General features: G+C 55.0%; 19 protein-coding genes. 6 read left to right on the forward strand and 13 right to left on the reverse strand.

The window, feature by feature from the left end; genetic code table 11:
- A partial coding sequence (locus tag EK22_RS14060; RefSeq protein ID WP_369798221.1) for a transposase occupies window positions 1-180 on the reverse strand: 180 nt, incomplete at its 3' end.
- Window positions 181-370: 190 nt separating this feature from the next.
- On the opposite strand from EK22_RS14060, the gene EK22_RS14065 reads away from it, so the two are divergent.
- Entirely contained in the window at window positions 371-3,217 is a 2,847-nt protein-coding gene (locus EK22_RS14065; protein ID WP_036252041.1) for a UvrD-helicase domain-containing protein, read from the forward strand.
- Between the two features lie 470 nt (window positions 3,218-3,687).
- The gene (locus tag EK22_RS14070; protein ID WP_036252044.1) at window positions 3,688-4,611 is read left to right on the forward strand and encodes a glycerophosphodiester phosphodiesterase; all 924 of its coding nucleotides are present in this window, start codon (window positions 3,688-3,690) and stop codon (window positions 4,609-4,611) included.
- An 8-nt stretch (window positions 4,612-4,619) separates the two neighbouring features.
- Here EK22_RS14070 and EK22_RS14075 read toward each other — a convergent pair whose 3' ends face one another.
- The 3 genes from EK22_RS14075 to EK22_RS24945 all read right to left on the reverse strand — a co-directional run bounded on the left by EK22_RS14075 (window position 4,620) and on the right by EK22_RS24945 (window position 7,682).
- Window positions 4,620-5,720 (reverse strand): glycoside hydrolase family 5 protein, encoded by a 1,101-nt coding sequence (locus EK22_RS14075; RefSeq protein WP_036252046.1) that lies wholly within the window; start codon window positions 5,718-5,720, stop codon window positions 4,620-4,622.
- Window positions 5,721-5,734: 14 nt separating this feature from the next.
- Window positions 5,735-7,429, reverse strand: a complete 1,695-nt coding sequence (locus EK22_RS14080) for an ABC transporter ATP-binding protein/permease (RefSeq protein ID WP_036252049.1) — start codon at window positions 7,427-7,429, stop codon at window positions 5,735-5,737.
- A gap of 85 nt (window positions 7,430-7,514) precedes the next feature.
- Window positions 7,515-7,682: a hypothetical protein gene (locus EK22_RS24945; RefSeq protein WP_173424785.1), complete on the reverse strand. Its 168-nt coding sequence runs from the start codon at window positions 7,680-7,682 to the stop codon at window positions 7,515-7,517.
- Between the two features lie 173 nt (window positions 7,683-7,855).
- On the opposite strand from EK22_RS24945, the gene EK22_RS14085 reads away from it, so the two are divergent.
- The gene (locus EK22_RS14085) at window positions 7,856-8,221 is read left to right on the forward strand and encodes a thiol-disulfide oxidoreductase DCC family protein (protein WP_020160225.1); all 366 of its coding nucleotides are present in this window, start codon (window positions 7,856-7,858) and stop codon (window positions 8,219-8,221) included.
- Window positions 8,222-8,377: 156 nt separating this feature from the next.
- On the opposite strand, the gene EK22_RS14090 is transcribed toward EK22_RS14085, so the two are convergent.
- A complete protein-coding gene (locus tag EK22_RS14090; protein WP_020160226.1) occupies window positions 8,378-8,881 on the reverse strand; it encodes a YgjP-like metallopeptidase domain-containing protein in 504 nt (167 codons plus the stop codon).
- Window positions 8,882-9,011: 130 nt separating this feature from the next.
- On the opposite strand from EK22_RS14090, the gene EK22_RS14095 reads away from it, so the two are divergent.
- Entirely contained in the window at window positions 9,012-10,262 is a 1,251-nt protein-coding gene (locus tag EK22_RS14095) for a glutaredoxin family protein (protein ID WP_036252051.1), read from the forward strand.
- A gap of 506 nt (window positions 10,263-10,768) precedes the next feature.
- Window positions 10,769-12,844: a hybrid sensor histidine kinase/response regulator gene (locus tag EK22_RS23235; RefSeq protein WP_020160228.1), complete on the forward strand. Its 2,076-nt coding sequence runs from the start codon at window positions 10,769-10,771 to the stop codon at window positions 12,842-12,844.
- Window positions 12,845-12,870: 26 nt separating this feature from the next.
- Here the strand turns inward: EK22_RS23235 and dapE are convergent, their stop codons facing one another.
- The 8 genes from dapE to EK22_RS14140 all read right to left on the reverse strand — a co-directional run bounded on the left by dapE (window position 12,871) and on the right by EK22_RS14140 (window position 19,399).
- Window positions 12,871-13,998: a succinyl-diaminopimelate desuccinylase gene (dapE, locus tag EK22_RS14105; RefSeq protein ID WP_020160229.1), complete on the reverse strand. Its 1,128-nt coding sequence runs from the start codon at window positions 13,996-13,998 to the stop codon at window positions 12,871-12,873.
- Window positions 13,999-14,181: 183 nt separating this feature from the next.
- On the reverse strand, window positions 14,182-14,571 hold the full coding sequence (locus EK22_RS14110) for an ArsC family reductase (protein ID WP_020160230.1): 390 nt from the start codon (window positions 14,569-14,571) through the stop codon (window positions 14,182-14,184).
- A gap of 7 nt (window positions 14,572-14,578) precedes the next feature.
- Window positions 14,579-14,821: a hypothetical protein gene (locus EK22_RS14115; RefSeq protein ID WP_020160231.1), complete on the reverse strand. Its 243-nt coding sequence runs from the start codon at window positions 14,819-14,821 to the stop codon at window positions 14,579-14,581.
- Window positions 14,822-14,929: 108 nt separating this feature from the next.
- Window positions 14,930-15,745 carry a 2,3,4,5-tetrahydropyridine-2,6-dicarboxylate N-succinyltransferase gene (gene dapD, locus EK22_RS14120; RefSeq protein ID WP_198014698.1) on the reverse strand — a complete coding sequence of 272 codons (816 nt, stop codon included), beginning with the start codon at window positions 15,743-15,745 and terminating at the stop codon, window positions 14,930-14,932.
- Window positions 15,736-16,974 (reverse strand): succinyldiaminopimelate transaminase, encoded by a 1,239-nt coding sequence (gene dapC / locus EK22_RS14125; protein WP_020160233.1) that lies wholly within the window; start codon window positions 16,972-16,974, stop codon window positions 15,736-15,738. Before dapC ends, dapD begins: the two co-directional genes overlap by 10 nt.
- A 3-nt stretch (window positions 16,975-16,977) precedes the next feature.
- Window positions 16,978-17,754, reverse strand: a complete 777-nt coding sequence (locus EK22_RS14130; RefSeq protein ID WP_020160234.1) for a M48 family metallopeptidase — start codon at window positions 17,752-17,754, stop codon at window positions 16,978-16,980.
- 89 nt (window positions 17,755-17,843) lie between these two features.
- Window positions 17,844-18,338 carry a TlpA family protein disulfide reductase gene (locus EK22_RS14135; protein WP_036252053.1) on the reverse strand — a complete coding sequence of 165 codons (495 nt, stop codon included), beginning with the start codon at window positions 18,336-18,338 and terminating at the stop codon, window positions 17,844-17,846.
- A 2-nt stretch (window positions 18,339-18,340) separates the two neighbouring features.
- Entirely contained in the window at window positions 18,341-19,399 is a 1,059-nt protein-coding gene (locus tag EK22_RS14140; protein WP_152565114.1) for a sialidase family protein, read from the reverse strand.
- A gap of 63 nt (window positions 19,400-19,462) precedes the next feature.
- Here EK22_RS14140 and EK22_RS24295 point away from each other — a divergent pair, with 63 nt between their 5' ends.
- A complete protein-coding gene (locus EK22_RS24295; RefSeq protein ID WP_152565115.1) occupies window positions 19,463-19,642 on the forward strand; it encodes a hypothetical protein in 180 nt (59 codons plus the stop codon).
- Window positions 19,643-19,732: the final 90 nt, after the last annotated feature.

Here is a 19,732-nt window from a genome sequence, read left to right on the forward strand (position 1 = left end):
CATCTGTTCCGCAATCCGTTGGGTTAACTGGAGCTGTTGGTCAATGGTTCTTAACAACAGCACACCACCATCACTGGTGATGGCTCCGCCGCTGAATTGGGCTTGTATTTTGCGGCGTTTAAAGGCAGGAAAATCTATTTGAGCTGCGGTACAATTTGGCACGGGCAAATCCTTGTTCAAATTCAATCTAAGCAACTGAATTTTATCGAACTCTACGGGATTTGCCCGCTTTTTTTATGAAATATCCGGGATAATAGCGATTTAAGTAATCTGACTACTATCTAAATTAAGCTTGGATAATCACCTCATACCTTATCAAATTAGCTTTTTAGCCAGGACGTTCGCGTCGCACGCCTCGACTTTCCGTTTATTGACGGTTGTCAGTCAGGGCATCGTGTTGTCGGGCCATAAAGCCCATACCGTCCCATTCTTGCGGATCGCCTCCAGCATCGCCATTGAGCCGGGATATGTCTGGGATGCGCTGGCGATTCATCTGGAAGACGGCCGGGTGATTCGCTTCGGCGGCGTGTCTAAGAAAACGGCGGGTAGTCTTCAGGCCGAACTAAACCGGCAAGCCCGAAGCCACATTAAAGGTTTTTATCAGGCTCTTATTCCCGATCTGAGGCAGGCCTATCAGCAAGCGCAGGCATTATTCAGTCAGCAGCGCTACATCCGCCATGCCGCTGCCAGGCAGTGGCTGAATAACCACGGGCATTTGCGCCACGGCGTCTCGCGCCGGGATATCGCACATTATTTGTCTAGAGAGGAATATCAGTTGCTAGAGCTGATTCGGCCCTTCCTGGAAAAAGGCATCGAACATTTCGCGGCAGTCAATGACGCCTACGTTCAATTTCAGCTCAAGAAATACCGGGACTATTTCGACTGGGTTGAAAGCAACCCCTTGACCGACAGGCAACGCAAAGCCTGCGTGATAGATGAGCAGTACAACCTGGTGCTGGCGGGCGCCGGCACCGGCAAGACCAGCACCATGATAGGCCGGGCCGGCTATCTTCTGAAGTCAGGGCTCGCGACACCCGGGCAAATCCTGATGCTGGCCTATGCCAACAAGGCCGCCGGGGAAATGCAGGAACGCATTCAGTCCAGGCTGGGCATCAGCACGCTGACGGTCAAGACGTTCCATAGTCTCGGCAAACAGATTATCACCGAAGTCGAAGGCGCGGTGCCGAGCATCGATAAAATGGCCGACGACGAGACATTGAGAGCCCGGTTCGTCGACGACCGGATCAAACGCTTGTTACTCGACGACCGCTATAAATCCCGCCTGGTCACCTACTTCACGCGCTTCCTGTATCCGTATAAAAGCCGCTTCGCCTTTAAAACCGAAGGCGCCTATCATGCCTATATTCTGGAAAATGAAATCCGCACGCTGCAGGGCGAACTGGTCAAGAGCTATGAAGAATGCGAAATCGCCAATTACCTGTATCGGCAGGGCATTGTTTACGAATATGAGGCGCATTATCAGGTCAATACGGCCGGGCCCGATTTCAAGGCCTATCAGCCCGATTTTTACCTGCCCGAGCACGGGCTTTATATCGAGCATTTCGCCGTCAATGAAAACGGTGAAACGCCGCCGTTCATCGATAGTCGGAAATACCTTGAGGGCATGGCCTGGAAGCGCGCACTGCATGAAACGCATAAAACGCGGCTGATCGAGACTTTCAGCTACCAAAAGCACCAGGGCGTGCTGATCGATGCGCTCAGGGAGCAATTGCTGGCGGCCGGCGTTCAATTTCGCCCGGTGCCGGATGATCAACTGCTAAGCCGGTTGCGCGAATTCGGTGAGGTTTCCAGATTCAGCGAACTGATCGCGAAAGTCCTGGCCTTGTTCAAGGCCGCTTTCCTGTCGGTAAAAGACCTGAGCAGCCTGGCGCACCAGCATGAGGACAAGGAGCGCATGCTGGCGGCGGTTCAGCTGTTCGAGCCAGTCTATCAGGCGTACCAGCAGCACCTGCATGATGCCGGGACGATCGATTTTGACGACATGATCGGCAAGGCCATCAGTTATGTCGAATCCGGCCGGTACCGTTCGCCTTACCGGTATGTGCTGGTGGATGAGTTTCAGGACATCTCGGCGAGCCGCGCCCGGCTGGTGAAAGCGCTGCTGGCACAGCACCCCGACAACAGCCTGTTTTGCGTCGGCGACGACTGGCAGGCCATTTACCGCTTCACCGGCAGCGATGTCTCGATCACCAAAGACTTTGAACGGCACTTCGGTTTTACGGCCACGAGCGTGCTCGACAAGACTTTTCGCTTCAATAACAAAATAGGCGAGGTCGCGTCCCGGTTTGTCAGCCGCAATCCGGCCCAGATCAAAAAGCGTATCCAAAGCCACCGGCAGGTCGACCAAGCGGCTGTATCGCTGATCAGGACCGCAACTGAGTCAATCGGCCTCAACGCGGCGCTGGCCAGAATTGCGCAAAAGCAGCCTGCCGGCGCCAGCGTGCTGATTCTGGCGCGATTCCATTTCAGGCAACCCGAGCTTTCCGGCCTGAAACGCCAGTATCCGCAATTGAAGCTGCAGTTCATGACCGTTCATGCCTCCAAAGGTAGAGAAGCCGACTATGTGATTGTCCTGGGTCTGGAACACGGCAAGCAGGGTTTTCCTTCGGAAAAAGCCGTGCATGCGCTGCTGGATATGTTGTTGCCGCAAGTGGAAGACTATCGATACGCCGAGGAAAGGCGGCTGTTTTATGTCGCGCTGACGCGGGCCAGACATCATGTCTATCTGATCGCCGACGGCAACAAGGCATCAAGCTTTGTCCGCGAATTGGTCAATGACAAGTACGCGATCCTGACCGATGAGTTTCAAGGCAGCGGCTTCCAGAAACAGCTGGCCGATACGCCCTGCGAGCGCTGCAAAACCGGCTATATGGTCGCCAGGAAGAGCCGACACGGCCTGTTCTACGGCTGCAATCAATATCCGCTCTGCAGCCATACGCAAAAAGGCTGCCCGAAGTGCGGCAGCGCCTTGATCACGGAGGGAAAACTCAGGATCTGTAAAAACAGGGACTGTGAGGTTGCCGAACCGGTCTGTCCGAAATGCGGCGGCAGCATGATCCTGCGCAAGGGTAAATACGGCCAGTTTTGGGGCTGCGCCAATTACCGGTCGAATACCGGATTTTCCTGCGCTCATACCGAGCAGGTTACAAAGTCCGGGGATGGGCGTGGATTGCCGGACCGGGACTACATCACCTGATGCCGTTCCGGCCGGAAGCAGGGTGCGAGAGTGTGAAAGAATTCATTTTTTAGCCCCAATCCATAACTAACCACAGAGGACACAGAGCGCGCAGAGTTTTTAATGTATTGAATTAATTAGAGCGTTTATTTATTAGCCGTAAATATTGCCTTTAGGCATGCGTCGCCATGAAAACAAGCCATTCACTGACCGACAGGGCGCCAAAGATTTTCATAAACCCGGTAGGGTACGCAGTGCGTACCTTTTGGGATGACATTCACCGGAACCGATTGAAAAGGTACGCACTGCGTACCCTACTGTATTTTGCAGGCAGGCCTGTCAATAACAATACTCAATTTTCACAACAGCCGTTGCTTTCAAGTAACGGCTGATTGCTATAACTTGTCAGGGATAATACATTCACACTCTCGTATGCTGGGTTTCCGCAAGGCTCCAAACCGGCCTACGTGCTAACAACAAGAAGGATAAACATGGCTTTGGAACTGAATCCGTTGCGCGCGGGCGGCAAGCGCCCGGCCGGCGTCCTGAATATTGCCCATCGCGGCGCGCGCGCATTTGCGCCCGAGAATACATTGGCCGCATTCGAGAAGGCCAGGCACTTCGGTTGCCGGATGTTTGAGCTCGATGTCCATCTGTCGAAAGACGGCGAGCTGATCGTGCATCATGACGATCAGCTCACGCGCTGCACCGATGTCCGAGTGAAATTTCCGGGCCGCGGCCGCTATGCGGTTGCCGATTTTACCGGTGACGAATTGCGCCGGCTGGATGCCGGCAGCTGGTACGTTGATCAGTTGGCCTTGCCAGCCGGCCGACGGCAGGGGTTTTTACAGGGCTTGACCGATGAAGAAAGGGAACAGTTTGTCAGTGCGCGGGATATGGCACGCTATGCGTCCGGCGAGATCGGCCTGCCCACCTTGCAGCAGGCGCTGGAACTCGCCCGGCGCGAAGAGCTGATGGTCAATATCGAGCTTAAATCGTTGCCATGCATGTATCCGGGCATGGCCGAGGCGGTGGTGGAACTCGTCGAATGGCTGGGCATGGAAAGCTACGTGTTAATCTCGTCATTCGACCACGAACAGCTGGTCAGCGTGCGCCGCCGCTCGGACAGCATAGCGACAGGCGTGCTGACCGGCGACCGGCTGGCGAAACCGGCCGCCTACCTGGAATTGCTCGATGCCGATGCCTATCATCCGAATACCGATGCGGTGGGACTTAACTCGCTGGCCCGAAAGCTCGATCCGTGCGGAATTGCCGATGTGCTGGCGGCAAATCGCGCGGTCAATGTCTGGACCTGCAACGACAAGGATCAGATGCGGCAGCTGATCGCGGCCGGCGTGAGCGGCGTGATATCGGATTTTCCCAACCGGGTCCGCGCTGTGTTGTTGGAATCATAATTCGGCAATCAGGCAAAGCGGTCAGGCAGCCAGCCCCGATTCACGCACTCGCGAAAACTCCAGGGCGGCCTGGTTTCAGTCTTGTAGCTCCAGAAGAACCAGCCCAGGTATTTTTCGAACGTCGCCAGTTGCGCCGCGGCATAGCCGCGATAGGCGACCGATAACTGGAAGTCGTCCATCGCCTGCCGGTCATGGTCAAAAGGTCCTTCGGCCCAGAGCGAAAGCAGTTTCAAATCCAGCCCCAGGCTCCATTCGCCGACGTAAGTCGGCAGGCCGAAATTGCCGATAATGTCGTCGGCTTCGTTTTTCCAGTCGACGACCGCTTTCCGGATATGGCCGTAAACGTCCGTATTGATGTCGTCCTGGACAAAGCACTGATAGCGGTGAATGTCGAACACGACATTGCAAAATCCGGGCGGTTGCAGGAATCCCGTATATTCCGTGTACGGCCGGAAGCCGTCATGGAAGACCACGGCGACATCGCGAGCCTGGCAGTGCCGCCGTATCCGCTGATAACCCGCCGCCGTGTAGCGTTTTAACAGCGCCGTGTCGATGTCCCAGCGCGGCTCGTTCAGGACCTCGATGGCATGTAGGGCGGGCCGGCCTTGGTAGCGTTCGGCCAGGCGCTCCAGCACCCGCAGTGAGTAATCGATATAGTTCTGATCCGTGTGCCACTCGCAGACGTTCTGAATGCCGCCGTTGTCGAAGCCGTTCTGGCAGCCGGGCGCGGCATGCAGATCCAGCACGATCAGCAGGCCGAGCGCTTCGGCCCAGTCGAAGGCGCGGTCGAGAACGTCCAGGCCGCCCTGGACATATGGATACAGCGCCTTGCCGTAGGCGCGGTGGTAGGGATAGTCCGGCCCGGTTATCCAGTGGCCGACCGGGATCCGGACCGCATTGATGCCGATTTCGGCCAGCCAGGCAAAATCGGCATAGGTGATGAACGTATCCCAATGCCTTTTTAGCAAACGCTCGGCGCGCGGCCCCAGTTCCACGCAATAAGATGTCTCGTCAAGGGCTTTCAGGCCCTCGAAGAGGCTGGGCGTCATCCATTTTTCCAGCAGCAGCCAGCCGCCGAGGTTGACGCCGCGCAGTTTCTTGCCAGACACAGGCTACGCTCCGTTCACAATACGATCCGGCGCTGATGAAACATCTCGGCCTTGGGTTCATGGCTGATGGTCAGCAGGGCGGCGTCGGGCAGCTCCTGGCTGATCAGTTTCATCATCTCGACTTCGCCCTCGGAACCTAGCGAGTCGAACGCCATTTCCATAAAGATCCACTTGGGCCGCTGCAGCAGCAGCCGGACCACGCCCAAACGCTGCTGCTGCTCGCGCGGCAGCGCTTTCTCCCAATTATCGACCTGATCAAGCTGCTCCACCAATTCCTTCAAGCCTGCGAGTTCAAGCGTATCCTCGAGCTGGGAAGGGCTGAACTCCTCACAGGCGGACGGATAACAGATGGCCTCGCGCAAGGTGCCGGTCGGCAAATACGGGCGCGGCGGCATGAAGAACAGGTACTCGTCGTCGGGCAATTGGATTCGGCCCGTGCCCCAGGGCCACAGACCTGCTATGGCCTTGAACAGCTTGGAACCGGTGAAGGCGTTACCGGCGATAAGCACCCGTTCTCCGGCCTTGATCTCGTCATTGACGTTCGCCGCGCAGACAATGCCGTCAAGCCGGCTGATGCACAGATTTTCGAAACGCAGGACCGGCTGGTCCGTTTTTTCCAACACGATGCGATGCGGATCGGGACGCACGATCTCGTCCTCCAGATCATCCAGTGCCTGGACCAGGCTCAATACGCGGTCGGCCGAGGCGCGCCATTGCGCGACGCCGGCCATGTTGTCGACCGGCCAGGACAAGGCTGAAGCCATATGCCGGAATGCCTGCACCGACTGCATCAAGGCGCCCAGGGTAATGGTGCCCCAGATATAGCGCGGCGCCGAGACCAGAACAGGGAAGGCCATGGACAGGACCGAATAGCCGGAGGTAAAAATCAAAATATAGGTCCAGGCATGGGTTTGCCGGTTATAGGCGCCGACTATGTCCTGGAAAAGCGTCGAGAAATGCTTTTTTTCGCTGGCCTCGCCGTGAATCAAGGCAATCGCCTGGGAATTCTCGCGCGCTTTTACCAGGCCATAGCGAAAATTGGCCTCGGTGGTTTGCTTGATGTCCGTCGCCTTGATCAGCGGCTGACCTATCCACCAGCCTAAAACCGAAGCCCCGGCCGCATAAATCAGCGCTATCCAGACCAGATGGCCATAGATGGGAATTTCGATAAAGCCCAAATCAAGCTTAACGACACCCGATAGCGTCCACAGGATTTTGGTGAAACTGATCAGCAGCAGCAAATTGTAAAATAACGAATGCAACAAGCCGATGGCGTTTTCGGTGGCGATACGGACATCCTCGGCGATGCGGCCATCCGGGTTATCGTGCTCGGCGGTCTGTATGTGGGTCACCTGATAATGGCGGCCTTTGATCATCCACCGGCCGGTCACGCGCTTTGTCAGCCAGTCCCGCCAGCCGATCTGCAGGTATCGCTTGACGTTCAGATGCAAGGCGGTGGCCGTCATGCTGGCTGCAAAGATCAGCAGCAGAAGCCCGACCTGCTTGAGCAGTCCGGACATTGAACGCTGTTCCAGGGCATCGAATAGCGCGGCGCTCCATTCCGTGATGATAACGGCAATGGCGATCTGCACGATAGTCAGCACGATCAGGGCTAAAGTCGCCTTGCGGATGGCGGCCTTGTCTTCGGAATGCCAGTATGGACCGGCCAAGCGCATGAATTGGATAAAAAATCCGCTGGATCCCTGCATGGGTGATTCTCCGCGTTAGGTGAGGGTATTACATGAACATCAGGACTGCTTGACCAGACATTACACCGAGGAAAGGTGCGGAGTGCTAGTCGATCTGCTTTTCCGCGGTCGCGGCGGATGTTTCGGAGGCGGATTCAAGTTCGGCTTTTTCCTGTTGGGAAAGATAAGTCCCGCCGACAATAAAGCTCATGATCAACACATAAACCACCGAAGCGATATAGCGGGCCTTTTTGGACTGTTGGTAACTATTCATCAGTATCTTCGTTTAAGTTAAATTTCAAGGAATTCCGCATTAAATCAAGCCTCATAGAGATGGTCAAGATAATAAAACGAGGCCGGGATTTCGGCCGTTTCGTGCCCGATCGCTGTTGTTGACATTCGGCTGAACAGCGGCTTTGACAGGGCGCTGGTCCTGCTGAGGTCACCATGAACGAAAACAAGATTACGGTTTATTACGACGGTGCCTGCCCGATATGCAGACGCGACAGGCGGCATTATGAAAAGCTTGCGGGCAAGGGCGGCGAACAGGTCTGCTGGTTCGATATCACGGGGCAAGAGGAGCGGTTGCGCGAGTTGGGCATCGATCCCAGGAAAGCCTTGACGGAACTGCATGTCAGCGATGAGCAGGGGCGGGTGGTGTCGGAACTGGATGCCTATATTCTGCTGATGAGCAAAGTGCCGTTGCTGAAACCTGTCGCCTGGTTGATCGGTTTGCCTTTGATCCGGCCGCTGCTGGCCAGGATTTATCACCGGCAGGTTAACCGGCGGTTGAGGAAAAGAGGATTGCTTTGAGGGCTTGTTGAGTGCGTGCGAGCTGGGTTGGCGCTTTAGCGCAAACCCGGCATGGGCGGCCCCGAACGCCGGGTTTATCAGTCCGCCCTCCCGCTGTGAAAAGCTCCGGTTCCCGGCGCGGCAAACGGGATAAAAAGCGCCTGCGGGCGGAATCGATCAATAAATCCTGCCGAACAAATCCACATGCGTCAGATACAGCCTCAAATCAAACTCAAATTGATGATAGGCCGGTTCCATGTATTCACACAGTTTGTAAAATGCCTTGTTATGCTCTTTTTCCTTTAAATGCGCCAGTTCGTGCACGACGATCATGCGCAGGAATTCGATCGGCACCTGTTTAAAGACGGAGCCTATGCGGATTTCGTTTTTCGCTTTCAGCTTGCCGCCCTGTACCCTGGATATGAACGTATGGAGGCCCAGGGCATGATGCAGGACATTGATTTTATCGTCATAAATGACTTTGCTGAGCGGCTGGGACTTGCGCAGCCAGGTGTTTTTCATATCCACGACATAGGCGTAAAGCGCCTTGTCCGTCCGGATGTCATGGGCCGTGGGGTATTTTTTCAGCAGCAGCTCCCCCAGTTTTTTGGTATGGATCAGATGCTGTATCTGATCGGTTATTTTTTCGGGATAGCCGGCCAAATAGTGTAATTCTTGCATGGGTTTACCTTTGCTACGAGACATTGCCGATCCGCATGACGGCCCGCTTACGTTATGATATCGGCGACGGCAATGTCAACAAGTCCCATCAGGGAGTAATCTTGGATATTCAGACGACAACGAGGGTGCGATGACGGAAAAATCGGTAAAAACGAAACGATGGGAGGCGGCCTTGACGCTGCTGCTGTGGTTGTCGGTTCTGGGCTTTATGGGCGCTGTCAATGCCCAGCAGGCCGCGGCGCCTCCGCCATCTTCGCAGGACGCGGCACCCCGGCGGGCCGCCGATATTGAGGTTTTCGTGCGCGAGGGCTGCCCGCACTGCGAGAAGGCCGAGGAATTCTTGAAACTGTTGGCCTTCGAGCAACCCCGGTTGCTTATTGTCGTGCGCGACATCCACCGCGACCCGGGCGCGCTCGAACGCCTGATGGACATCGCCGAAGCGGCAGGCACAAGCTTGAGCGTGCCGACATTTCAGGTGCGCGGACAAACCATCGTCGGCTTTGCCGGCCAGGAGAGCACAGGGAGGCTGATCCGCAACATCCTGGCGTCGCCCCCGCCGAAGCGTCAATCCCCGCCGGGAACGGCCGAAACCTGCGAACCGGAAGCGCCGCAGCCCTGCGAGGCGGAGACTGGCGCAGCCGGACCGGACACTTTTGATTTGACGTTTCTGGGCCGGCGCATAACCCTGGAACAGGTGGGGCTGCCGCTGTTTACGATCGCGATGGGACTGCTGGACGGTTTCAATCCCTGCTCCATGTGGGTTCTGATCCTGATGATCTCGCTGCTGGCGCCCATGCAGGACCGGATGCGCATGTTTGCGGTCGCCGGTGCGTTCATCGCCGTCGAAGGTATCGCCTATTTTATTTTTATGGCGGCTTGGCTTAATCTGTTTCTGATCATAGGTCTCTCGCGCGTCTCGGAAATCGTCATCGCCGGAATCGCCATGCTGGCCGGCGCGATCAACCTGAAGGATTTCTGGGTTTACGGCTGGGGCGTATCGCTGTCGATCCCTGAATCCGCCAGGCCCGGCATCTACGCCAGAATCCGCGCGATCCTGCAAGCCGAGAATCTGCGCGGCGCCATGATCGGCGCCGTGGTGCTGGCCATTCTGGTGCAGATCGTCGAATTTCTCTGCACCTCGGGGTTTCCGGCGCTTTACACGCGCATTCTGACCATGCGGCAACTGGAAGGTCTGAGTTATTACGGCTATCTGTTGCTTTACAATCTCGCTTATATGCTCGATGACGCGATCGTGCTGGGCATCGGTATTATCACGCTCAGCCAGCGACGGCTGCAGGAAAAGGAAGGGCGCTGGCTGAAGCTGATCAGCGGACTGGTCATGGTGGGGCTGGGCTTGTATTTGCTGGTTTCGCCGTTTTGATGGCCTTGAGTTCCAAATGTTCAGATCAAACGGGGCGTCTGTATCGTATGGATGCATTGTAGGGGCGGACCTGCTTGTCCGCCCTGTTTCGGGTGCACAGCAGGCTATCGGAGAACCGCTGACCGAAGAGGAACCGCTGGGCAAGGGCGAACACACAGGTTCGTCCCCACGTGTCTGTTCATTTTATGGTATCAGGGCACCAAACCGTAGGAATTGCCAGCACGGTAGGCCGGGTTGTTAAACCCGGCATCTCGGAGTTGCCCATGCCGGGTTTCCGCAAAGCGCCAATCCAGCTCACGCTCTGCCTTCCGGGTAATTTCGCGCAATGAGAGGAAAACATGAAAAAAACAGAAAGCAAATTAAATTATCTGAAATTAATCCGTCATTATTTTATTCTTATTGCCATGAGCAAAAATCTTTTGTAGGTCGTCATATCATGAAAAATGAGTAATGGATTTTTCCTCGGTAAATCAGATAGTGGCGGCGTTAAAAAATGGAGTTATTAGATGCAGGCGTTGATTCAATTTTTGTTTGGTGTGGAAGAGTTTATGCCGCATGGTTTCTGCTTTCTCTGGAAACCGCAGTTGCTCTGGCTTTTTGTTATTTCCGATGTGGCCATTGCGCTGGCGTATTTTTCCATTCCACTGGCCTTGGGGTATTTTTTATACAAGCGGCAAGACATCGAATATCGATGGGTTTTTGTATTATTCAGCCTTTTTATTTTTGCCTGCGGCGCGACGCATTTATTATCGGCCTTCACTATCTGGAAACCGATCTATGGCTTGCACGCGACGATGAAGGCCATCACCGCCATGCTGTCCCTGGCGACCGCGATCATCTTGTGGCCGCTCATTCCAAAGGCTATTCTCATTCCGAGCCGAAGCCAGTTAATGAAAGCGAATCGGGAGCTGGAACAAGAAATTTTTGTTCATAAGGAAACCCGAAAAACATTGAAGCAGTTAAACGAGGATCTGGATCATCAGGTTGAACTCAGGACAAAAGAACTGCTGGAGGTCAATCAGGCTCTCAAACACAGCGAGCAGCGCTTCAAACGGGTGGTGAACATTATTCCGGCGGCGCTATTCACGATCAAACAGACCGATAATCCCAAATCGCCTTGTCAGGTTTCTTTCATCGGCGATTCAATTACCTCTATTTCAGGCTACGAACCCTCCCGATGGTATACGGATAAAACGTTATGGATGGATCACGCTTGCCCTGATAGTGACGGCACTTTATTCGCCTTCATCGACACGCTCGTCGGCAAGCGCGATATGACCGCTGAGTCGGTACACACCCTGCCGGCCTGGCATCATCAATGGCGCTTGCGGCATCCGTCCAAGGGCGAGATCTGGCTGGAGGGTTGCTCGGTTCCGGAGGTCGAGGCCGATGGCAGTATTTTGTGGTATGGCTTTATTCATGATGTTACCGAACGCAAGCGTCCCGAGGAAGCGTTGCGCGAGGCCGACCGCCGCAAGGATGAATTTCTTGCCATGCTTGCTCATGAGTTGCGCAACCCGCTCGCGCCCATCCGTAATGCTGTGCAGTTGATGAAGGAACAGGATTTTAGCGCCAATCCCATGCTGGAATGGATTTGTAATGTGATTGGCCGTCAGGCCAGTCATATGGCGCGCCTGCTGGATGACCTGCTCGATGTCGCGCGCACGATGCAGGGCAAGATTTCGCTGAAGATCGAACCTTTCAATCTGACTGAGATTGTGGATAGTGCCGTCGAAACCTGTGGCCCTTTGATCAAAGACCGTCAACAAAAGCTGGAGATTTTACGTCCGATACCCCCTCTATGGGTTAAAGGCGATCACCTGCGCCTGGCGCAGGTGCTTTCCAATCTGCTCAATAATGCTTCCAGATATACCGATGAAGGCGGCCTGATCACGCTGAGCGTGAGCCAGGAGGAAGCCATGGCCGTGATCAAGGTGCGGGATACGGGCATCGGCATCGCGCCCGAAATGCTGCCGCATATTTTCGATCTTTTTACCCAGGCCGACGGTTCGTTATCGCACTCCCGGGGCGGTTTGGGAGTCGGGCTTACCCTGGTGCGCAGACTGGTAGAGATGCACGGGGGCACGGCGAGCGCCGCGAGCGCGGGCATTGGCCAGGGCAGTGAATTCACGGTGCACCTGCCGCTGGTTTCGGATGTGCAATATAAGGCCGTCGAGCCTGCCCGGGCAGAATCCCAGCCGTTATGTGCCAAACTGCGTATTCTGGTCGTGGACGACTATCCGGACGCCCTGGAAAGTCTGTCCATGCTGCTCCAGGCGGAAGGGCATGACGTCGATACGGCCAACTGCGGCGTCAAAGCCGTCGAACGGGCGCAAGCCTTCCGTCCGCAAGTAGTCTTGCTGGATATCGGTCTTCCCGACCTGGACGGTTATGAAGTGGCGCAACGGCTGCGTGAACTGCCGGAAACACAGCAGGCTGTCCTGGTCGCCTTAACCGGTTATGGCCAGCCTGAAGACCGCGCACGCTCAAAGCGCGCGGGCTTCGATCATCATCTGCTGAAACCGGTGGACCCCGATGTTCTGGCTGATCTATTGGCATCAGCGGGCGAAACCCGGCGATAGGCGGCAGCGTTGGGGTATGCGCTTTTTTATGTCAGCAGGTTAACGAGCATGTTTTCATAGATCCGGGTCAGGACTTCCAGGTCTGCCAGGCCGACATTTTCATTGATTTTATGAATGCTCTCATTGAGCGGTCCGAGTTCGATCACCTGCGCGCCGGTCGGCGCGATAAAACGGCCGTCCGACGTGCCGCCGCCCGTGTCGTCAAGCGTTTCAAGACCGGTAACGGTTTTGATGGCGGCATGGGCGGCATCGATCAAGGCGCCTTTTTCGGTCAGGAACGGGTTGCCCGACAAGCGCCATTGCAGGTCGTATTTAAAACCGTGTCTGTCCAGTATGGCGCGGGTGCGTTGCTTGATGGTTTCCTCGTCCAGTTCCGTGCAGAAGCGCAGGTTGAACTGGATTTCCACGCTGCCGGGAATGATATTCTCAGCGCCGGTGCCGGCATTGATGTTGGAGACTTGCAGGCTGGTCGGCGGGAAGAATTTGTTGCCGCGATCCCAGACTTCCTCGGTCAGCTCTTTTAACGCCGGCGCAAAGGTATGAATGGGGTTTTCAGCCAGTTCAGGGTAGGCGACATGGCCTTGTACGCCGATCACGGTCAGTCTGGCGCATAAAGAGCCGCGTCGGCCGACCCGGATGACATCGCCGATTTGTTTGTCGCTGGACGGTTCGCCGACCAGGCACCAGTCGATTTTCTCGCGGCGTTTTTCCAGCACCTCGACCACTTTGACGACGCCGTTCGTGGCGATGCCTTCCTCGTCGCTGGTCAGCAGGATGGCAATGGCGCCCCGATGATCGGGATGCCGGGCGATAAAGCGTTCCACGGCCGTAACGAAGCAGGCGATGCCGCCTTTCATGTCGGCGGCGCCGCGGCCGTAAAGCCTGCCGTCGCGGATGGTCGGTTCAAACGGGGGCGAAAGCCAGGCTGCCAATGGTCCGGGCGGCACGACATCGGTGTGACCGAGGAACACGAACAACGGTTTGGTCTCGCCGCGCTTGAGCCAGATGTTTTGCGTGTCTTCAAAGTCCAGGCGCTCCTCCGTGAAATCGAGTTTTTGCAAGCGGGCGGCCAGGAAATCCTGGCAGCCGGCGTCCCTGGGCGTTACCGAGTCGCGTTTGATAAGGTCTTTAAGCAGTTCTAGTGTGTCGCTCATGTTGATTGTGGATTGTTAGGATTTAGCGTCGGGGATGGCTGCATAAGCATTATTAGCCACGAAGATTACGAAGAAAATCATTGCATCGATCAGTACATTAGAACTTCGTGCGCTCCGTATCCTTCGTGGTTAAATCGCTTAGCGAAGTGCGAATGAATTCGCACCTACAATTTACCGTCATAATCAAGTTGACTGACTACTGGTTTCTTTCGCCGCTTTTGTCCCCGACAGGTTTGCGGCATACCCGCCATCCCTGGCGGTATAGCCGATAATAATTTGATCACCGGTATCGAGGACCGGGCGCTTGATCAGCGTCGGTGTCTCAAGCATCAATTGCAGGGCTTTGTCCTGCGTCAGATCGGCTTGTTGCTCGGCGCTGAGCTGGCGCCAGCTGGTGCTGCCGCGGTTCAGCAGTTTGTTCCAGTCGGCATGGGCGGCAAAATGCGCGAGCTGCTCGGGTGTGAGTCCGTCGGACCTGAAATCATGGAACCGGTAGGCGATGCCGTTTTCATCCAGCCATTTGCGGGCTTTTTTGACGGTATCGCAGTTTTTGATGCCGTAGAGTGTGTACATGAGGGGCTTACAATTGGCTATTCAGTAATTCATCGATGGTGGGCAGTTCTTTGTCGGCCTTGCAGCGGGATTTGTACAGGTCAACGAATTCCATGAACGCCTGCTCAAGATCCGACAGAATGTCTTCCTCGTTGGCGCGCTCATCGGCGGGCACATCGGAAGAATCCAAATACTCTTTCTGCAGTGCTATTTCACTGTTAAGCGCAAGCGTGGCATAAATGATGGCGTTGCTGGATAGATTCTGGCTCATGGCGATGTCCTGCTTTAGGGAGTGAAATGTAGAGTCGGTAAAAAAACAGGGGCGATACAGTATCGCCCCCAGGTCTATTATTATTGTTTGGTTGGTTGTTATTATTGCTTAATCGCGTAACAACTCGTTGATGCCGGTCTTGCTGCGGGTTTTTTCGTCAACCTGCTTGATAATGACCGCGCAGTACAGGCTGTAGCTGCCGTCCGCGGAGGGCAGGTTGCCGGAAACGACAACAGAACCGGCTGGAATGCGGCCATACGTGATTTCACCGGTCATGCGGTTGAAAATTTTCGTGCTTTGGCCGATATAAACGCCCATCGAGATCACGCAGCCGTCTTCGACGATAACGCCTTCGACAATTTCCGAGCGCGCGCCGATAAAGCAGTTGTCGCCGATAATGGTCGGGTTGGCCTGTAACGGTTCCAGAACGCCGCCGATGCCGACACCGCCGGACAGATGCACGTTTTTACCGATTTGCGCGCAGGAACCGACTGTCACCCAGGTATCAACCATGGTGCCGCTGTCGACATACGCGCCGATGTTGACGTAAGACGGCATCAACACGGCGCCGGGGGCGATATAGGAACCATGGCGGGCGACGGCATTCGGTACGACGCGCACGCCTGCCTTGGCGAAATCATCGGGCGTGTAAGCGGCGAATTTGGTTTCCACTTTATCATAGTAACGCGTGTTGCCGCCTTCCATAACGCGGTTTTCGTTGATGCGGAAGGACAGCAATACCGCTTTTTTCAACCATTGGTTGACCACCCAGTCGCCATTAACTTTTTCCGCGACTCTGGCGGTGCCGGCATCGAGCATGTTGATGGTTTGTTCAACCGCATCGCGAATCTCGGCAGAGACATTGGTCGGTGTGATTTCCGCGCGTTGTTCAAAGGCGTCGTTAATGATCTTTTCTAGTTGCAACATGTTTTTACTTTACTTTCTATGGTGTTAATGAAACTTTTAATACGCTGGGCCGCTTCCACGCATTCGTTCAACGGCGCGACCAGAGCGATGCGAACATGGTTTTGCCCCGGATTGATGCCATTAAATTCACGCGACAGGAAACTGCCAGGCAGTACGGTAACATTTTCCTGGGCAAAAAGCCGTTGCGTGAACTCGGTATCGGCAATCGGCACTTTCAGCCAGATATAAAAACCGGCCGGCGGCTGGCTGACTTCGCAAACGTCGGCAAGGATGTCGATAACGGCAGCGAATTTTTCGCGATACAGGCGCCGGTTTTCCTGCACGTGGCTTTCATCCTGCCAGGCTTTAATGCTGGCTTGCTGCGACGGCAACGGCATGGCGCTGCCGTGATAGGTGCGGTACTGAAAATACTGCTGCAGGATGCCGGCATCGCCCGCGACAAAGCCCGATCTCAAGCCGGGCGCATTGGAGCGCTTGGACAGGCTGTGGAAAACCACGCAGCGCTTGAAAGCGGCATTGCCCATCGCATAAGCGCTTTCCAGCAGCCCTGGCGGCGGGTTGGCCTCGTCGTCGTAGAGTTCGCTGTAGCACTCGTCGGAAGCAATGACGAAATCGTATTTTTCCGCCAGCCGGAGCAGTTTTTCATGGCTGGCCCGATCCATGACCGAGCCGGTCGGGTTGCCGGGCGAGCAGATATAGATCAGCTGGCAGCGTTGCCATATCGCCTCCGGGACCGCATCAAAGTCGGGTAAATAGCCGGAATCTTCCAGGGTATTCAGGTAATACGGTTCGGCACCGGCCAGCAGGGCCGCGCCTTCATAAATCTGATAGAACGGATTCGGCATGATCACGACCGGACAAGCTGTTGTGTCGGAAATGCTCGCATCAATCAGACATTGGGCAAATGAGAATAACGCCTCGCGCGTGCCACTGACGGGCAGAACCTGTGTTTCAGGGTCAAGCCATTCGGAGGGAATGTTAAAACGCCGGCCCAGCCAGTCAGCGATGGCCGCCCGTAATTCAGGCAGGCCTTTAGTGGTCGGGTATTTTGACAGACCATGCAGATGCGTCAGCAGGGCTTCCTGAATCAGATGCGGCGTGGCATGCGCGGGTTCGCCGATAGACAGGGCGATATGCTCCTTGTTAGCGGGCGGAGTTATGCCTCGTTTGAGTTGCGCAAGCTTCTCAAACGGATAGGGATGCAAGTGTTTTAAATGCGGAGTCATCGATTAGTTGCAACGGGGTTGTTTGCCCATCGACCGGGCTTGCTGGAACAGGCCCATCGCGTTAGGCATGTGCTGGTTCAAGTCCTGAATACGGGTGCTGTGCGAGGGGTGGGTCGACAGAAATTCAATGGATTGGCCTTGCGAGGCCTGATCCATTTTCTGCCAGAGGCTGATGCTCTGTCGCGGGTCAAAGCCGGCTTTGGCCATCAGGTCGACACCGATAATATCGGCCTCGCTTTCATGCGTGCGACTATAGGGCATCAATACACCGTATTGCGCGCCAACGCCTAACAGGCCGATCGCGGTCTGGCCTAAAGCGGTTTGCGGCGCGGTGACGGCCTGGATGAGCGCCATGCCCTGGCTGACCGCCATCTCCTGCGATACGCGTTCGTTGCTGTGCTTGGCCAGTACATGGCCGATTTCATGACCGATCACGGCGGCCAGTTGATCCTGGTTATCGACCAATTGGATCATGCCGGTATGCACGCCGATTTTATTGCCCGGCAGGGCAAAAGCGTTGGGAGACGGATCATCAAAAACCACGACTTCCCAAGCGCCGCCTGTTTCACGCGTAAGGGCTTGAGTGATGCAATTGGCGATCTGTACATGGCGGGCATTGTTGCTGACGGGTTTTTCCTGTTTTATCGAATCAAACGCTTGCAGACCCATTTGGTTGATTTGCGCATCGGGCATGAAAACAAGCTGTTTTCTGCCGGTGGGGCTGACAGCGCAGGCCGCTAACAAGGAAGCAATGACCAGAACAGATAATTTTTTCTTCATAAACTAATGATCGGTAGTTTGAAAAGTCGACCATTCTAACTTAATTTTTATCCGAGGTTTAAAAATGTCAGTCAGGATGGGGCTGGAGTCTATTTCAGGATTTTTGCAAACATGGTTTCATAATCCGCCCTGGACATGACGCCGCTGATGCCCGTGCGTTGATGGGAGGCGTCGAAGAAATAGGTTCTGGGCAATTCGCCGTACCATTTGGGATCAATTTCAAAACGCAGCTTTTGGGCGTTCTCGTCCGCGAATACCCAGTTGTCAATTTCGGTCAATTGATTTTTCCCCAGTATCTGCTGAATTTGATCGGTGTCGTCCTCCGTATCAGCCGCTAGCATGATCATCTTCAGGTCCGGGTTCTCTTTATGCAGGCTGTTTAACAATTCCATGTCTTTCAGGCAGGAAGAGCAGGTAATCGACCAGATGACCAGCATGAAAGGATGATCGGCATTGTTGGCCAGTATCTGTTGATAGCTGCCGGACGCAAAGGGCTGCAGTTGCGGCTGTTCGGCGCGCGCGGACGGGGTGAATGCGATTGCCAGGATAAGCGGTAAGGAGGGCAAAAGTTTTTTTAGGAGCATGATCAAATCTCTATAAAGTGGTGGCCGACATCATTTGATGTCCATGACAGGAATATTTTTTTCCCATTACTGACCAATTTGGGGTGGCCCGACTTGGCGCTGGAACTAAGGATCTTTCTGTCCTTGCTCCACGTGAGTCCGCGGTCGGTTGATTCTTTAATGACAATATCCGTGGCATTGCCGTCAAATTCTACCCAGGTAAGCACGACGCGCGAGCCCAGCGCGACTACATCCGGGTGGCCGGGCAGATGTCCGGTATTGCCCAGGGACATGGGTTCCGACAGGGTTTTGCCAAGATCGTCGGTATGCGCGTAATAAATGCCCTGGCGCTTATCGCCCAAGGTGAACCAGGCTAAATGAGCCCGGCTCTGGGTGTCGATGGACAGGGCCGGGCCGTGCTCGGGGCAGGCGTCGATTTTCCAGTCGTCATGCGTGGTGCGTTGCGGTTTTGACCACTGTCCGTTCTGTGTCATGGTTATTAAGGCATGGTCGCGAGTACCGTCCGGAAACACCATGCGTACAAGGATAACCGGTTTTCCGCCGGGCGAAAATGTAATGGCCGTCCGGCAACAGGAGCATACGCCGCCGCTGATAAACCGGTTGCTGAATTCGGCGGTAGCCGGTTCGTCAGTCACCGCATAGTAAAGCGATAGGGCGCCTGCGGCTGAGTGGTGGCTATGCCGGTCATCGCGTGCATCATGCCAGAACGTATAAATGTTATTGTTGTTATCTACCAGCATTTGGTCCATGTAATGCATGGCGGAATCGGCATGATCGCTGATGAGGACCGGTTTGCTGAAGGTTTGGCCGTTATCGTCGGAGTAGCTGAAAAACGATGTCGATTGTTGCTGCTCATCCGCATAGTAGAGGACATGAATTCGGCCGGATGCGCTAACGGTGATGGCGGGAGGGTTTTCCGGCCAGGTGCTGATTTTTTGGATGTTGGAATTGATTTTGACGGGATTGCCGTAAGTTTTACCGTTGTCGGTCGAGGAATCGACGAATACGGCGTTATCGGTCGGTATCAATCGCCACAAACGGCCGTCGGGTCCGAAGCTCACTGAGACTGTCGCGTTCAAGGCCCGTTTGGCGGGATCGTCAGCGTTAACATCCTTTGCGCTTGAATGGCAACCACTAGCAAGCAACAGGCCGAAAAGAAATGTCAGGGCTATTTTGTAACAGGGTCTCAACATGCGTTTTGCGTGGCTTTTAACAGTATGGCTGAAATTGAGCGTTTTTCGCGCCAAAACAAATCAATCGGAATGAATTATAGTGGGGAATGGCGGTTGAAAGCCAGCGATTAACGTTACAGCGGCTTTAATCGGGAACCATGGCGGTGTGATGTCGGAGGCTCTCCCACGGTATAATGCGTGAAAGCCGGCGTATGTGGAATT

The organism is Methylobacter sp. BBA5.1, assembly GCF_000746145.1.
GTDB classification, from domain to species: domain Bacteria; phylum Pseudomonadota; class Gammaproteobacteria; order Methylococcales; family Methylomonadaceae; genus Methylobacter; species Methylobacter marinus.

What these genes read in the sequence shown, in the direction of transcription:
- EK22_RS14070 (WP_036252044.1), top strand. Translation starts at nt 3,688, where the DNA reads ATGGCTTTGGAACTGAATCCGTTGCGCGCGGGCGGCAAGCGCCCGGCC.
- EK22_RS14080 (WP_036252049.1), bottom strand. Translation starts at nt 7,429, where the DNA reads ATGCAGGGATCCAGCGGATTTTTTATCCAATTCATGCGCTTGGCCGGT.
- EK22_RS24945 (WP_173424785.1), bottom strand. Translation starts at nt 7,682, where the DNA reads ATGAATAGTTACCAACAGTCCAAAAAGGCCCGCTATATCGCTTCGGTG.
- EK22_RS14085 (WP_020160225.1), top strand. Translation starts at nt 7,856, where the DNA reads ATGAACGAAAACAAGATTACGGTTTATTACGACGGTGCCTGCCCGATA.
- EK22_RS14090 (WP_020160226.1), bottom strand. Translation starts at nt 8,881, where the DNA reads ATGCAAGAATTACACTATTTGGCCGGCTATCCCGAAAAAATAACCGAT.
- EK22_RS14095 (WP_036252051.1), top strand. Translation starts at nt 9,012, where the DNA reads ATGACGGAAAAATCGGTAAAAACGAAACGATGGGAGGCGGCCTTGACG.
- EK22_RS23235 (WP_020160228.1), top strand. Translation starts at nt 10,769, where the DNA reads ATGCAGGCGTTGATTCAATTTTTGTTTGGTGTGGAAGAGTTTATGCCG.
- dapE (WP_020160229.1), bottom strand. Translation starts at nt 13,998, where the DNA reads ATGAGCGACACACTAGAACTGCTTAAAGACCTTATCAAACGCGACTCG.
- EK22_RS14110 (WP_020160230.1), bottom strand. Translation starts at nt 14,571, where the DNA reads ATGTACACACTCTACGGCATCAAAAACTGCGATACCGTCAAAAAAGCC.
- EK22_RS14115 (WP_020160231.1), bottom strand. Translation starts at nt 14,821, where the DNA reads ATGAGCCAGAATCTATCCAGCAACGCCATCATTTATGCCACGCTTGCG.
- dapC (WP_020160233.1), bottom strand. Translation starts at nt 16,974, where the DNA reads ATGACTCCGCATTTAAAACACTTGCATCCCTATCCGTTTGAGAAGCTT.
- EK22_RS14130 (WP_020160234.1), bottom strand. Translation starts at nt 17,754, where the DNA reads ATGAAGAAAAAATTATCTGTTCTGGTCATTGCTTCCTTGTTAGCGGCC.
- EK22_RS14135 (WP_036252053.1), bottom strand. Translation starts at nt 18,338, where the DNA reads ATGCTCCTAAAAAAACTTTTGCCCTCCTTACCGCTTATCCTGGCAATC.
- EK22_RS24295 (WP_152565115.1), top strand. Translation starts at nt 19,463, where the DNA reads ATGGCAACCACTAGCAAGCAACAGGCCGAAAAGAAATGTCAGGGCTAT.